This is a genomic window from Streptomyces sp. PCS3-D2 (genome assembly GCF_000612545.2).
Classification (GTDB): domain Bacteria; phylum Actinomycetota; class Actinomycetes; order Streptomycetales; family Streptomycetaceae; genus Streptomyces.
This window is the reverse complement of sequence record NZ_CP097800.1, coordinates 6,198,082-6,211,018: the sequence shown is the minus strand read 5'-3', so window position 1 is coordinate 6,211,018 and position 12,937 is coordinate 6,198,082. Positions and strand designations below refer to the sequence as shown.

14 protein-coding genes are annotated in these 12,937 nt (G+C 72.9%); 5 read left to right on the top strand and 9 right to left on the bottom strand.

Annotated features, from left to right (window positions below):
- Window positions 1-353: 353 nt before the first annotated feature.
- Together AW27_RS27785 and AW27_RS27780 are read left to right on the top strand one after the other, a co-directional pair.
- Entirely contained in the window at window positions 354-935 is a 582-nt protein-coding gene (locus AW27_RS27785) for a pyridoxamine 5'-phosphate oxidase family protein (RefSeq protein WP_037925944.1), read from the top strand.
- A 6-nt stretch (window positions 936-941) separates the two neighbouring features.
- Complete coding sequence (locus AW27_RS27780) at window positions 942-1,640, top strand: L,D-transpeptidase family protein (RefSeq protein WP_037926478.1); 699 nt, start codon at window positions 942-944, stop codon at window positions 1,638-1,640.
- A 35-nt stretch (window positions 1,641-1,675) separates the two neighbouring features.
- Here AW27_RS27780 and AW27_RS27775 read toward each other — a convergent pair whose 3' ends face one another.
- From AW27_RS27775 to AW27_RS27745, 7 genes are all read right to left on the bottom strand, one after another.
- Window positions 1,676-2,212 carry an arginine repressor gene (locus AW27_RS27775; RefSeq protein ID WP_037925941.1) on the bottom strand — a complete coding sequence of 179 codons (537 nt, stop codon included), beginning with the start codon at window positions 2,210-2,212 and terminating at the stop codon, window positions 1,676-1,678.
- A 7-nt stretch (window positions 2,213-2,219) separates the two neighbouring features.
- A complete protein-coding gene (locus AW27_RS27770; protein WP_037925934.1) occupies window positions 2,220-3,425 on the bottom strand; it encodes an acetylornithine transaminase in 1,206 nt (401 codons plus the stop codon).
- The gene (argB, locus tag AW27_RS27765) at window positions 3,422-4,366 is read right to left on the bottom strand and encodes an acetylglutamate kinase (protein WP_037925932.1); all 945 of its coding nucleotides are present in this window, start codon (window positions 4,364-4,366) and stop codon (window positions 3,422-3,424) included. Before argB ends, AW27_RS27770 begins: the two co-directional genes overlap by 4 nt.
- On the bottom strand, window positions 4,363-5,535 hold the full coding sequence (argJ, locus tag AW27_RS27760; RefSeq protein ID WP_037925928.1) for a bifunctional glutamate N-acetyltransferase/amino-acid acetyltransferase ArgJ: 1,173 nt from the start codon (window positions 5,533-5,535) through the stop codon (window positions 4,363-4,365). The genes argB and argJ overlap by 4 nt, the downstream gene beginning before the upstream one ends.
- A complete protein-coding gene (gene argC / locus AW27_RS27755) occupies window positions 5,532-6,560 on the bottom strand; it encodes an N-acetyl-gamma-glutamyl-phosphate reductase (protein WP_037925924.1) in 1,029 nt (342 codons plus the stop codon). Before argC ends, argJ begins: the two co-directional genes overlap by 4 nt.
- 304 nt (window positions 6,561-6,864) lie before the next feature.
- Window positions 6,865-7,440, bottom strand: coding sequence for a histidine phosphatase family protein (locus tag AW27_RS27750; protein ID WP_037925922.1), 576 nt, complete (start codon window positions 7,438-7,440; stop codon window positions 6,865-6,867).
- A 31-nt stretch (window positions 7,441-7,471) separates the two neighbouring features.
- A complete protein-coding gene (locus AW27_RS27745; RefSeq protein ID WP_052031152.1) occupies window positions 7,472-8,920 on the bottom strand; it encodes an aminotransferase-like domain-containing protein in 1,449 nt (482 codons plus the stop codon).
- Between AW27_RS27745 and AW27_RS27740 the strand changes: the two genes are divergently transcribed.
- On the top strand, window positions 8,919-9,848 hold the full coding sequence (locus AW27_RS27740; protein WP_037925919.1) for a DMT family transporter: 930 nt from the start codon (window positions 8,919-8,921) through the stop codon (window positions 9,846-9,848). The two genes, AW27_RS27745 and AW27_RS27740, sit on opposite strands and share 2 nt — an antisense overlap.
- Before the next feature lie 33 nt (window positions 9,849-9,881).
- On the top strand, window positions 9,882-10,079 hold the full coding sequence (locus AW27_RS27735) for a DUF1918 domain-containing protein (RefSeq protein ID WP_030656039.1): 198 nt from the start codon (window positions 9,882-9,884) through the stop codon (window positions 10,077-10,079).
- Between the two features lie 2 nt (window positions 10,080-10,081).
- Here the strand turns inward: AW27_RS27735 and AW27_RS27730 are convergent, their stop codons facing one another.
- Window positions 10,082-11,323 carry a glycoside hydrolase family 10-like protein gene (locus tag AW27_RS27730; RefSeq protein WP_037925915.1) on the bottom strand — a complete coding sequence of 414 codons (1,242 nt, stop codon included), beginning with the start codon at window positions 11,321-11,323 and terminating at the stop codon, window positions 10,082-10,084.
- Between the two features lie 139 nt (window positions 11,324-11,462).
- On the opposite strand from AW27_RS27730, the gene AW27_RS27725 reads away from it, so the two are divergent.
- Entirely contained in the window at window positions 11,463-12,356 is an 894-nt protein-coding gene (locus AW27_RS27725; protein ID WP_046780433.1) for a 3-hydroxybutyryl-CoA dehydrogenase, read from the top strand.
- A gap of 19 nt (window positions 12,357-12,375) precedes the next feature.
- Here the strand turns inward: AW27_RS27725 and AW27_RS27720 are convergent, their stop codons facing one another.
- Window positions 12,376-12,909: an NUDIX hydrolase gene (locus AW27_RS27720; protein ID WP_037925912.1), complete on the bottom strand. Its 534-nt coding sequence runs from the start codon at window positions 12,907-12,909 to the stop codon at window positions 12,376-12,378.
- Window positions 12,910-12,937 lie beyond the last annotated feature (28 nt).

Here is a 12,937-nt window from a genome sequence, read left to right as displayed (position 1 = left end):
CTACTGCTCCTCTAAGACTGCATGGATGGATGTGCAACGGCCTCCCCGCCGCGGAGGTAACGGGGAGGCCGCCTTCGGGCGGGCTGGGCAGCGCGGCGATCAGGCCGGGTCGCGCCCGGCCGGCGTCTTCGGCGACCGGTCGAAGACGTCGGTGGGGCCGGGGGGTGTGCACGCCGCCGGAGCAGGCGGGTACGCCGTACTCCGTCGCGGGACTCCTCATCGGCACACCCATCGACAGGCATAACTATGCATCGCTCTGCATGATTCGTCAATTGGCGCGCCCGCACGCATCGGCGAGCAGGGCAGCCGAAATCCTGCGACCCGCACCGCAGTCGTGGGCGGATAATCGGCCCATGGGAAAGATCTACGAACGCATAGACGGCAGGCTGCGCACCTTCATCGAGGAACAGCCCGTCTTCTTCACCGCGACCGCCCCGCTCTCGGGTGACGGCCACGTCAACCTGTCCCCCAAGGGCCGCGCCGGCACCCTCGTCGTCATCGACGAACAGCGGCTCGCCTACCTGGACTTCGGCGGCAGTGGCGCCGAGACCATCGCCCACATCCGGGAGAACGGCCGGATCACCCTCATGTGGTGCGCTTTCAGCGGGCCCCCGAACATCGTCCGCATCCACGGCGAGGGCGAGGCCGTCTTCCGCGACGACCCGCGCTGGCCCGAACTGATCGAGCTGTTCGGCGAGGCCGACGGGCCCGGCGCACGGGCGGTCATCCTGGTGCACGCCCGCCGGATCGCCGACGTGTGCGGGTACGCCGTCCCCCTCATGGAGTACCAGGGTGAGCGCACCCTCCATTCGGAGTTCCTCGCCCGCAAGACGGACGAGGAGTTCGCCGAGTACTGCGAGAAGAAGGATCACATCGGGACGAGCCTCGACGGCCTGCCGGGGCTGCCCCTGCCCCTTCCTGCCCGTACCGTCTGACATGTGCTGCGTACTGCTCTCGTCACGGGCTCACTGCTCGTCACCGCCCTGCTCCCGCACGGATCCGGGGCTCCGTCCGGGCCCCTGCCCGACCGTCTCGCCGACACCGGCGGGGGCAGCCAGCTGATCACCGCTGTCGCGCCCGCGCCCGGCTCCACGACCGGCCGCCTGACCTGGTGGGACCGGCGAGCCGGGCGCTGGTACGCGGCCGGGAGCGCGCCCGCCCGGTTCGGGGCGGGCGGCCTGGCCGAGGGTGCGACCCGGATCCAGGGCACCGGCACCACCCCGACCGGCCTGTACGAGCTCCCCTACGCCTTCGGGATCCGGCGTGCGCCGGCCGGGACGGAGTACCGCTACCGGCGGGTGACCGCGGAGTCCTGGTGGTGCCAGGACAACGCCTCGGCGGCGTACAACCGGTGGGTGGAGCCGCTGGCGGCGGACTGCGCGCCGGGCGAGGCCGAGCACCTGGTCGGCTACGAGCAGCAGTACGCGCACGCACTGCTGATCGCCTTCAACTACGACCGCCCGGTGCGCGGCCGGGGCGCCGGGATCTTCCTGCACGTCAACGGCAAGGGAGCGACGGCCGGTTGCGTGTCGGTGCCCGAGCGGGACATGCGGGCGATCCTGCGCTGGGCGGATCCGGACCGGCGTCCGCACATCGCCATCGGCACGCAGGACGGGCCGCTCGCGGTCACCCGCTACTAGGCGGCGTCGGTCCCGGCCCGGCCCGAACGTCCCGCTCAGCCCTCTTTCTGCGCCAGCCGCAGGAGGTGGTCGGCGAGGGCCTGGCCGCCCACCGGGTCACGGCTGATCAGCATCAGGGTGTCGTCGCCGGCGATGGTGCCGAGGATCTCGCGGAGTTCGGCCTGGTCGATGGCCGAGGCCAGGAACTGCGCCGCACCCGGCGGGGTGCGCAGGACGACGAGGTTCGCGGAGGCCTCCGCCGAGATCAGCAGTTCCCCGGAGAGGCGCCGCATGCGCTCCTCCTTCGCGGATTCGCCGAGCGGGGCCTGCGGGGTGCGGAAGCCGCCCTCACTGGGCACGGCGTAGATGAGCTCCCCGCCCGTGTTGCGGATCTTCACCGCGCCCAGCTCGTCGAGGTCGCGGGAGAGCGTCGCCTGGGTGACGCTCAGGCCGTCGTCGGCGAGCAGCTTGGCCAGCTGGCTCTGGGAGCGGACCGGCTGCCGGTTGAGGATGTCCACGATCCGGCGGTGGCGCGCCGTGCGGGTCTGCGGGACGGCCTGCCCGCCGTGCTCGTTGTCCTGCGCCTGGCTCATCGTCGTCTCATTCTCCGGATCCGTCCCCGCTGCTCGCGTCAAGGATGCCGGGCAGCGCCCGGACGAACGCGTCCGCCTCGGCCTCGGTGAGCACGTACGGGGGCATGAGCCGTACGACGTCGGGGGCGGGCGCGTTGACCAGGAAGCCGGCGTCCTGAGCCGCCTGCTGCACCGCGGCTGCGATCGGCTCGGTCAGCACGATACCCAGCAACAGTCCGGCGCCGCGGACGTGGGACACCAGCGGGTGCTCCGCCGACTCGATGCCCGCGCGCAGCTGCTCGCCCCGCGCCTTGACCCCGTCCAGCAGGTCGTGCGCGGCGATGGTGTCGATGACGGCGAGGCCCGCCGCGCAGGCGACCGGGTTCCCGCCGAAGGTGGTGCCGTGCTGCCCGGGCCGGAGCAGGTCGGCGGTGGCCCCGAAGGCGACCAGGGCGCCGATCGGCAGGCCGCCGCCCAGCCCCTTCGCCAGGGTGACGATGTCGGGCTCGACGCCCTCGTGGGCCTGGTGCTCGAACCACTGGCCGCAGCGGCCGATGCCGGTCTGGACCTCGTCCAGGACCAGCAGGGTGCCGGTGGCGCGGGTGATCTCGCGGGCGGCCGTCAGGTATCCGGCCGGGGGCACGACGACGCCGTTCTCGCCCTGGATCGGCTCGATGACGACGAGCGCGGTTTCCTCGGTGACGGCGGCCCGCAGGGCGTCGGCGTCGCCGTAGGGGACGTGGGTGACGTCGCCGGGCAGGGGCACGAAGGGCTCCTGCTTCTTCGGCTGGCCGGTGAGGGCGAGCGCGCCCATGGTCCGGCCGTGGAAGCCGCCCTCGGTGGCGACCATGTGGGTCCGCCCGGTCAGCCGGCCGATCTTGAAGGCGGCCTCGATCGTCTCGGCGCCGGAGTTGCAGAAGAAGACCTTGCCGGGGCGGCCGAAGAGCTGGAGCAGCCGTTCGCCGAGCGCGACGACCGGCTCGGAGGCGAAGAGGTTGGAGACGTGGCCGAGCGTCGAGATCTGCTCGGTCACGGCCGCCACGATCGCCGGGTGGGCGTGGCCGAGGGCGTTGACGGCGATCCCGCCGACGAAGTCGGTGTACTGGCGGCCGTCGGCGTCCCAGACCTGGGCGCCCCGGCCGCGTACGAGGGCGACGGCGGGCGTGCCGTAGTTGTCGGTCAGCGCGCCCTGCCACCGGGCGCCGTACTCCTGGTTGCCGGTGCCCTTCGTCATGCTGCTCCCCCTGGATGTTGGTCGGGCACGACCATCGTGCCGATGCCGGAGTCCGTGAAGATCTCCAGCAGGATCGAGTGCGGAACCCGTCCGTCGAGGACACGGGCGGTGCCGACACCGCCGCGCACGGCGTGCAGGCAGCCCTCCATCTTGGGCACCATGCCGCTGGACAGCTCGGGCAGCAGCTTCTCCAGCTCGCTGACGGTGAGCCGGCTGATGACCTCGTCGCTGTTCGGCCAGTCGGCGTAGAGGCCCTCGACGTCAGTGAGGACCATCAGCGTCTCGGCACCGAGGGAGGCCGCGAGCGCCGCTGCCGCCGTGTCGGCGTTGACGTTGTAGACGTGATGGTCGTCGGCGCTCCCGGCGATGGAGGAGATGACCGGGATGCGGCCGTCGGCCAGCAGCGCCTCGATGGCACCGGTGTCGACGGCGGTGATCTCGCCGACCCGGCCGATGTCGATGAGCTCGCCGTCGATCTGGGGGCTGTGCTTGGTCGCGGTGATGGTGCGGGCGTCCTCGCCGGTCATGCCGACGGCGAGCGGCCCGTGCTGGTTGAGCAGACCGACCAGCTCGCGCTGGACCTGGCCGGCCAGGACCATCCGTACGACGTCCATGGCCTCCGGGGTCGTCACGCGCAGTCCGGCCTTGAACTCGCTGACCAGGCCCTGCTTGTCGAGCTGGGCGTTGATCTGCGGGCCGCCGCCGTGCACCACGACCGGCTTGAGGCCGGCCTGGTGCAGGAAGACCACGTCCTGGGCGAAGGCGGCCTTGAGGTCCTCGTCGACCATGGCGTTGCCGCCGAACTTGATGACGACGACCTTGCCGTTGTGGCGCCGGAGCCAGGGCAGGGCCTCGATGAGGATCTGCGCCTTGGGCAGGGCGGTGTGCTTGCGGGCGGTGCCGCCGGAGGTGCCGGGCTGGCCGGCCTTGTCGTCGCTCATGAGGAGTAGGCGCTGTTCTCGTGGACGTACTCGGCGGTCAGGTCGTTGGCCCAGATGACGGCCGATTCGCCGCCGGTGGACAGGTCGGCGGTGATGCGGACCTCGCGGTCCTTCATCGAGACCAGGTCGCGGTCCTCGCCGACCGAGCCGTTCTTGCAGACCCATACGCCGTTGATGGCGACGTTGAGCCGGTCCGGGTCGAAGGCGGCCCCGGTGGTGCCGATCGCGGACAGCACGCGGCCCCAGTTGGGGTCCTCGCCGTGGATGGCGCACTTGAGCAGGTTGTTGCGGGCGATGGAGCGGCCGACCTCGACCGCGTCGTCCTCGGTGGCCGCGCCGATGACCTCGATGCGGATGTCCTTGCTGGCGCCCTCGGCGTCGCCGATCAGCTGGCGTGCCAGGTCGTCGCAGACCTTGCGCACGGCGTCGGCGAAGTCCGCGTACGCGGGCACCTCCCCGGACGCCCCGGAGGCCAGCAGCAGCACCGTGTCGTTGGTGGACATGCAGCCGTCGGAGTCGACCCGGTCGAAGGTGGTGCGGGTGGCGGACCGCAGGGCCCGGTCGAGGGTGGCGCCGTCCACGTCGGCGTCGGTGGTGAGGACGACGAGCATCGTGGCCAGGCCCGGGGCGAGCATGCCCGCGCCCTTGGCCATGCCGCCGACCGTCCACCCGTCCTGGGAGACGGTGGCCGTCTTGTGCACGGTGTCGGTGGTCTTGATGGCGATGGCGGCCGCCTCGCCGCCGTTCTCGGACAGGGCCGCGGCGGCGGCATCGATGCCGGGGAGCAGCTTGTCCATGGGGAGCAGGACGCCGATCAGACCGGTGGAGGCGACCGCGATCTCGCCCGCGTTGTGCTCGCCGCCGGATCCGTGTCCGTTGAGCGTGGCGGCCACCTTCTCGGCGGTGGCGTGGGTGTCCTGGAAGCCCTTGGGGCCGGTGCAGGCGTTGGCTCCGCCGGAGTTGAGGACCACGGCGCTGACGGTGCCGCCGCGCAGGACCTGCTCGGACCAGTGCACGGGCGCGGCCTTGACGCGGTTGGAGGTGAAGACGCCGGCGGCCGCCAGGCGCGGCCCGTTGTTGACCACGAGGGCCAGGTCCGGGTTGCCGTTGGCCTTGATCCCGGCGGCGACGCCCGCCGCCGTGAATCCCTGTGCAGCCGTAACGCTCACGGCGCGACTCCAATCGTGGAAAGCCCGAGCTGCTCGGGCAGCCCGAGGGCGATGTTCATGCTCTGCACCGCACCGCCGGCGGTGCCCTTGGTGAGGTTGTCGATGGCGCTGACGGCGATGATCCGCCCGGCGGACTCGTCGTGGGCGACCTGGACGTGGACGGCGTTGGAACCGTGGACGGACTTGGTGGACGGCATCCGGCCCTCGGGCAGGAGGTGGACGAAGGGCTCGTCGGCGTACGCCTTCTCGTAGGCGGCGCGCAGCGACTCCGCCGTGGTGCCGGGGCGGGCCTTGGCCGAGCAGGTGGCAAGGATGCCGCGGGCCATGGGGACCAGGGTCGGCGTGAAGGAGACGGAGACGCGCTCGCCCGCGAGCGGGCTGAGGTTCTGCACCATCTCGGGCGTGTGCCGGTGGCCGCCGCCCACGCCGTACGGGGTCACGGTGCCCATGACCTCGGCGCCGAGCAGGTGCGGCTTGAGCGCCTTGCCCGCGCCGGAGGTCCCGGTGGCGGCCACGATCACAGCCTCGGGTTCGGCGAGCTGCGCCTGGTAGGCGGGGTAGAGGGCGAGGGAGACGGCGGTGGGGAAGCAGCCGGGGACCGCGATCCGTCGGGCGCCTTCCAGTGCGGCACGGCCGCCGGGCAGTTCGGGGAGGCCGTAGGGCCAGGTCCCGGCGTGCGGGGCGCCGTAGAACGCGTCCCAGTCGGCCGCGTCCTTGAGGCGGTGGTCGGCACCCATGTCGACGACGAGGACGTCCTCGCCGAGCTGGGCCGCGACGGCGGCGGACTGGCCGTGCGGGAGCGCGAGGAAGACCACGTCGTGACCGGCGAGGGCCTCCGGGGTGGTCGCCTCCAGGGTGCGCCCGGCGAGCGGCACGAGGTGCGGCTGCAGGGAGCCGAGGAGCTGCCCTGCGTTGGAGTTGCCGGTCAGGGCGCCGATCTCCACCTCGGGGTGCGAGAGCAGCAGGCGCAGGACTTCTCCACCCGCGTATCCGCTCGCTCCGGCCACCGCTACACGTACCACCATCGGACCCTCCTCATCGATGGCATGACTATACGTACCGCCGCAGTTTTATGCAATGCGGTGGATCTCCCGGCGGAGGGCCCTCACCGAAAGAAAGGGCGCGAAGGGCACCCTCTGGAAGATGTCTAGCAGGAAAGGCCGCGCCGCGGCGGCGATTGCGCCGATCATGCCGGGGACGGGGCGGGTGCCCGGACCGCGGCGGCCCCGCCGGCGCCGCGGCCGGGTCCCGTCGACGAGACGGGCGCCCGCACGGCGGCGCCGGCGGGGCCGCAGGAGCCGGCCGGGCCGGGCCGGTGTCACACGACCGTCACGCGGGGGCCTGCAGGCACAGGTGCCATTGGCCGGGGCAGCCCGTGAGGGTCACTGTCGACAGCGGCCGGACGTCCACGTTCCAGTAGGTCAGCGGGGGCGCCTTCAAGGCGTAGACGAGAGCGGCACGGACCACGGAGGGCTCTGCCACCGCCACGATCGCGCCGCCGTCGTCCGCCGGCCGGGTGTCGAGCCACCCGCCGATCCGGGCAATGAAGGCGAGCAGCGACTCCCCTCCGTGCGGGGCGGCCCAGGGGTCGCCGAGCCACTGGTCCACCGCCCCGGGCTCCCGGGCGGTCACCTCGGCGAGGGTCAGCCCGCGCCAGCGGCCCATGTCGCACTCGCGCAGCGCCGGCTGGGCCAACGGCGCGTACCCGAGGGCCTCGCCCGTGGCCCGGCTGCGCGGGGTCGGCGAGCAGTAGCGCAGCTCGGCCGCACCCAGGGGCACGAGCCCGCGCGCGGCGGACTCCACCGCCCGCCAGCCGGCTCCGTCCAGCGGTCGGTCGTCGTCGAAGCGCTCGGCGAGCAGCGGGGAACTACGGGCTGCGGCGACCAGCGAAACCCGAACATGCATGCGGCGATGGTGGGCCGCGCGGGGCGGCGGGTCAAGCGTCCGGAGCGCTCGCCTCCTCCCGCAGACCCGCGCGCATCCGCTGGACGGCCTCCACCAGATCGCCCGGGCCGGAGACCCCGGCGAAGCCCAGCCGCACGTACGGGGCGGGCGGCTCGGCACAGAAATAGGGGCGGCCAGGAGCCACCGCGACCCCGGCGCGCAGGGCCGTGGCTGCGAAGGACGCGTCATCGCCGCCCCCGGCCATCCTGGCCCACAGCTGGTAGCCGCCCGAGGGCAGATGGGCCACGGTCAAGCCGGGCAGCTCCCGCCGCAGCGCACCGGCGAGCACGTCCCGCCGGTGGCGCAGTTCGGCGGCCACCGTGCGCAGGTGGCGCGGCCAGGCGGGTGCGCCGACCAGCTCCAGGGCCGCCTCCTGGAGCGGCCGGGGCACGAAGAAGCTGTCGACGACCTGGACGGCGCGCAGCCGGTCCACGACCGGACCCCGCGCGGCCAGCGCGCCGACCCGCAGGCTGGGCGAGGTGGCCTTGGTCAGCGACCTGACGTGCACGACCACCCCGTCCTGGTCCTCGGCGGCCAGGGTCGCGGGCAGCGGCCCGGAGTCGTCGTGCCCGAGGGCGCGGGCGTAGTCGTCCTCGACCACGAACGCCCCGGCGGCCCGCGCGATCCGCAGCACCTCGGCCCGCCGCGCGGGCGCCAGCACCGCGCCGGTGGGGTTCTGGAAGAGCGGCTGGCAGACGAACACGCGCGCCCCGGTCGCTTCGAACGCGGCGGCCAGCAGTTCCGGCCGGACCCCTTCGGCATCGACCGGCACGGGCACCGGCCGGCACCCGGAGGACCGGGCGATGGCCAGCAGCCCGGGGTAGGTCGGCGACTCCACGAGGATCGGCGCACCGGGCGGGGCCAGCGCCCGCAGGGCGGTGGTCAGCGCGCTCTGCCCGCCGGCGGTCACCAGGACGTCGGCGGCCCCGACCGCCCCGCCGATCTCGCGGGCGAACCAGTCCCGGAGCTCGGGCAGCCCCTCCATGGGCGGCCGGTCCCAGGCCCCCGGGCGCCGGCCGGCCCGGGCGAGCGCGGCGGCCATGGCCCGTTCGGGCTGGATCGAGGCGTGCAGGTAGCCGCTGTTGAGGGCGATCACCGACGGCGGCGGCGCGGCGAGACAGGCCAGCACCCCGGAGGCGTCCACCGAGCGGGGGACGACGTCACCGGCCCCCTCGGCACTGAGCGCGACCTCCTGCCAGGAGGTGTCCCCGGCCGCGGGGAGCGCCGCCCGCGGGGCGGCGCGGAAGGCGCCGGCACCCGGCCGGGTGACCACGAGGCCCTCGGCAGCGAGCTGCGCCAGGGCCCGGGAGACCGTGACGGGGCTGACCCGGTAGCGCTCGATCAAAGCCCGACTGGAGGGCAGCTTTCCACCCACCGAGTAGCGGTTGAGCTCGGACCGCAGAGAATCCGCCAGCTCTGCCACACTGCTACGCTCATACATGACAGCACAGAATAGCGCTACTCTCCCGACCGCGATAGCGGTGAAGAATCCGTTGGCGCGAGGCACGGTCCTCGCCGCGCTCGGCGTGGTCGCCTTCTCGCTGACCTTCCCCGCCACCGCCTGGGGCCTGGAGAGCTTCGGCCCGTGGTCGCTGGTGGCCCTGCGCTCCGTCCTGGCGGCCGCCATCGCGGGCGCCTTCCTGCTGGCCCGACGGGTGGCGCCGCCCGCCCGCGCGCACTGGGCGGGCCTCGCCGTCGTCGCCGGCGGGGTGGTCGTCGGCTTCCCGCTGCTGACGACCCTGGCGCTGCAGAGCTCCACCACCTCGCACGCCGCCGTCGTGGTCGGCCTCCTGCCGCTGACCACGGCAGCCCTGTCCGCGCTGCGCACGGGCCACCGACCCCCGCGCGCCTTCTGGGCCGCGGCCGTGGCCGGGGCCGCGGTGGTGCTCGGCTTCACGCTCGCGCAGAGCGGCGGCTCGCTCTCCGCCGGAGACGGCTACCTCTTCGCGGCGCTGCTGGTGTGCGCGGCGGGGTACACCGAGGGCGGCCGGCTCGCCCGTGTCCTGCCGGGCTGGCAGGTGATCGGCTGGGCACTGGTGCTGTGCCTGCCGCTCACCGTGGCCGGCTCCGTGCTCGGGCTCGTGTACGAGCCGGTGCACCTCACCGGCCACGGGCTGGCCGGCCTGGTCTGGGCCGCGGCCGGCTCCACCTTCCTCGGCCTGTACGTCTGGTACCGGGGCATGGCCGAGATCGGGGCACCCCGGGCCAGCCAGCTCCAGCTCGCGCAACCGCTGCTGACCCTGGTCTGGTCCGTGGCGCTCCTCGGGGAGCGGCTCGCTCCCGCCGCACCGGCCGCGGCCTGCGCGGTTCTCGTCTGCATCGCGGTGACCCAACGGGTCAAACAGCAGCAGAACGACCTAAACTGCTAGCACCGGATCGGAGCGCCACCGAGGAGGTCAGACATGCGAGCTACCGAGGGCGACCAGCTGGTGCAGCACGGCAGGATCGTCGGACAACCCGACAAGGTGGGCGAGATCACCCAGGTGCTCGGCGAGAACGGGACGCCCCCGTACCGGGTCCGATTCCAGGACGGACACGAAGCGCTGATGGCTCCCGGACCCGACTGCGTGGTCCGCCACCCTGCAGAGCCCAGGCACTGAATTCACCGCGGGGGCACGGCCGAGCCGTAATGGTCGGCGACCACACGTGCCATCGCCCCGTTGGGGTCCGCGGCCACCTGCTTCGCCGAGAAGTAGACGTGGCCGCGGACCTCCGGGTATCCGCGGGCGAGACGCACGTGCCTCGACAGCTCCGCCGGATCCCGCCAGGCCGGCGTGGGGCTCGCGGCGTCGCAGCGGTACAGCGCCTCGCCCACGTACAGCTCGGTCCTGGTGCCCGCGACGGTCCGGGCCCACCAGGGGACGAGCGCCGCGTAGTCGGCCGCCGCGTGACCGATGTGCCAGTAGACCTGCGGAACGACGTAGTCGATCCAGCCCTCCCTGACCCACCTGCGGGTGTCCGCGTAGAGGTCGTCGTACGCCGCAAGGCCCCGGGTCTTCGATCCGGCCGGGTCGCGGTCGGAGTTGCGCCAGATCCCGAAGGGGCTGATGCCGAACCTGACCGCGGGGCGCAGGGCGCGCAGCCGCTGGGACATCTCGCGGACCAGGGTGTCGGTGTTGTTGCGGCGCCAGGCCGCCCTCGACCGGAAGGCGGCCCCGTACGCGTCGTAGGCGTCGTCGTCGTCGAAGTACTCGCCCGCCACCGGATAGGGGTAGAAGTAGTCGTCCCAGTGGACGGCGTCCAGGGGGTAGCGGGTGACCGCGTCGAGCATGGCCTCCTGCACGAACCGCCGCACCTCGGGCACGCCGGGGTTGTAGTAGAGCTTCCCGCCGTACTCGACCGTCCAGCCGCGCCGCCGCGCCGGGTGCTCGGGCACCAACCGGTCGAGGTCGGCGTGGTTGGCCACCCGGTACGGATTGAACCAGGCGTGCAGTTCCAGACCGCGAGCGTGCGCCTCGGCGACGGCCGTGCCGAGGGGGTCCCAGCCGGGATCGACCCCCTGCTTGCCCGTCAGCCACTGCGACCAGGGCTCGAAGGGGGACGGCCACAGCGCGTCGGCGGTCGGCCGGACCTGGAGGACTACCGCGTTGAGCCGGCGACGGACGGCGGTGTCGAGCAGGCCCGACAGCTCCTTGCGCTGGGTCGCGGCCGATAGCCCGCTGCGCGAGGGCCAGTCCACGTTCGAGACGGACGCGATCCACATCCCACGGAACTCGGGGGTGCCGGCCCCCCGCCCGGAGTGCGGGTCCGCGGTCTGCGGCGCGGCGAACGCCGGTGCCCCCGAAGCGGCGGCGATCACCCCCGCCGCCCCTGCCAGCAGTGCCCGTCGGCCGATGTGCGCCATGTGATGACTCCGTTTCTTTGAGTGACGGTGTGCGGTGTGCGCCCAGCATGCCCGCCCCGGCCCGCGGAGCCGCGCAAGGTCGGGAGTAACGTCGGGGGGCGTGGCGGGCGCCGGAATCACACGGGGGACCCGCCGACGGATGAGCTGCGAAAGGCACGAAGTGACTGACCTCCCTTCCGACATCACACGGGTCGGCGTAGTGGGCTGTGGCCAGATGGGCGCGGGTATCGCCGAGGTGTGTGCCCGAAGCGGCCTTGAGGTCAAGGTCGCCGAGACCACCGGCGAAGCCCTGGAGATCGGCCGTACCCGGCTTCAGAACTCCCTGACCAAGGCCGCCGAGCGTGGCAAGATCACCGAAGAGGAGCGGGACGCCACCCTGGCCCGCCTCACCTTCACCACCGACCTCGGCGAGTTCGCCGACCGCGACCTCGTCATCGAGGCGGTCGTCGAGAACGAACAGGTCAAGACCGAGATCTTCCAGGTCCTCGACCAGGTGATCACCCGCCCGGACGCGATCCTCGCCTCCAACACCTCCTCGATCCCGCTGGTCAAGCTGGCCGTCGCGACCTCCCGGCCCGACCAGGTGATCGGCATCCACTTCTTCAACCCGGCCCCCGTCCAGAAGCTCGTCGAGCTGATCCCGGCGCTGACCACGGGCGAGGAGACGATCAAGCGGGCAGAGGCCCTGGTGCGGGACGTGCTCGGCAAGCACGCCGTCCGCGCCCAGGACCGTTCCGGCTTCGTGGTCAACGCGCTCCTCGTCCCCTACCTGCTGTCCGCGATCCGGATGTTCGAGTCGGGCATCGCGAGCCGCGAGGACATCGACAACGGCATGGAGCTGGGCTGCGCCCACCCGATGGGCCCGCTGAAGCTGTCCGACCTCATCGGTCTGGACACCATCGCCTCGATCGCCGACTCGATGTACGCCGAGTACAAGGAGCCGCTGTACGCCGCTCCCCCGCTGCTCCAGCGCATGGTCGACGCCGGCCGCCTGGGCCGCAAGACGGGTGCGGGCTTCTACCCGTACGGCTGACCGCCCGGGTCGCGGTGCCCTACCGGCCGAGCCGCAGGTGGTACAGCAGGAGCAGCCCGGCCGCCATGTTGGCGGCCGGGATCTCCCCGTCCGCGATCATGTCGGGAACGAGCCCCAGCGGGACCCACTCCCGGCGTGAGGACTCGAAGTCGTCCTCGGGGTGGCCGGTGTAGGTGGCCCCGTCCGCCCAGTACAGGTGGTGGCGGGCGTCGGTCAGCCCGTTGGACGGCTCGACCGTCATCAGGTGGTGGAGCGGGCCGGGCCGCCAGCCCGACTCCTCCTCCATCTCCCGGGCCGCCGCGGCGGCGATGTCCTCGCCGTCCTCGACCACCCCGGCGGGCAGCTCCCAGCCCCAGCTGTCGGTGATGAAGCGGTGCCGCCAGAGCAGCAGCACCTCGTTGGCCTCGTTGACGGCCGTGGCCACGGCGACCGGGCGCAGCCGGATCACGAAGTGGTCGAGGTGCCGGCCGTCGGGGAGTTCCACGTCGGCGAGATTCACGTCGAACCAGCGGTTCTTGTACACGGTCTGCTCACTCAGGTTCGTCCACTGCACGGTTGTGCCGCCTTCCGTTCGAGTAGGT

Bases quoted from the DNA above. Each gene is read 5' to 3' on its own strand.
- AW27_RS27785 (WP_037925944.1), top strand. From the start codon at position 354: ATGGGAAAGATCTACGAACGCATAGACGGCAGGCTGCGCACCTTCATC.
- AW27_RS27775 (WP_037925941.1), bottom strand. From the start codon at position 2,212: ATGAGCCAGGCGCAGGACAACGAGCACGGCGGGCAGGCCGTCCCGCAG.
- AW27_RS27770 (WP_037925934.1), bottom strand. From the start codon at position 3,425: ATGACGAAGGGCACCGGCAACCAGGAGTACGGCGCCCGGTGGCAGGGC.
- argB (WP_037925932.1), bottom strand. From the start codon at position 4,366: ATGAGCGACGACAAGGCCGGCCAGCCCGGCACCTCCGGCGGCACCGCC.
- argC (WP_037925924.1), bottom strand. From the start codon at position 6,560: ATGGTGGTACGTGTAGCGGTGGCCGGAGCGAGCGGATACGCGGGTGGA.
- AW27_RS27750 (WP_037925922.1), bottom strand. From the start codon at position 7,440: ATGCATGTTCGGGTTTCGCTGGTCGCCGCAGCCCGTAGTTCCCCGCTG.
- AW27_RS27740 (WP_037925919.1), top strand. From the start codon at position 8,919: ATGACAGCACAGAATAGCGCTACTCTCCCGACCGCGATAGCGGTGAAG.
- AW27_RS27745 (WP_052031152.1), bottom strand. From the start codon at position 8,920: ATGTATGAGCGTAGCAGTGTGGCAGAGCTGGCGGATTCTCTGCGGTCC.
- AW27_RS27735 (WP_030656039.1), top strand. From the start codon at position 9,882: ATGCGAGCTACCGAGGGCGACCAGCTGGTGCAGCACGGCAGGATCGTC.
- AW27_RS27730 (WP_037925915.1), bottom strand. From the start codon at position 11,323: ATGGCGCACATCGGCCGACGGGCACTGCTGGCAGGGGCGGCGGGGGTG.
- AW27_RS27725 (WP_046780433.1), top strand. From the start codon at position 11,463: ATGAGCTGCGAAAGGCACGAAGTGACTGACCTCCCTTCCGACATCACA.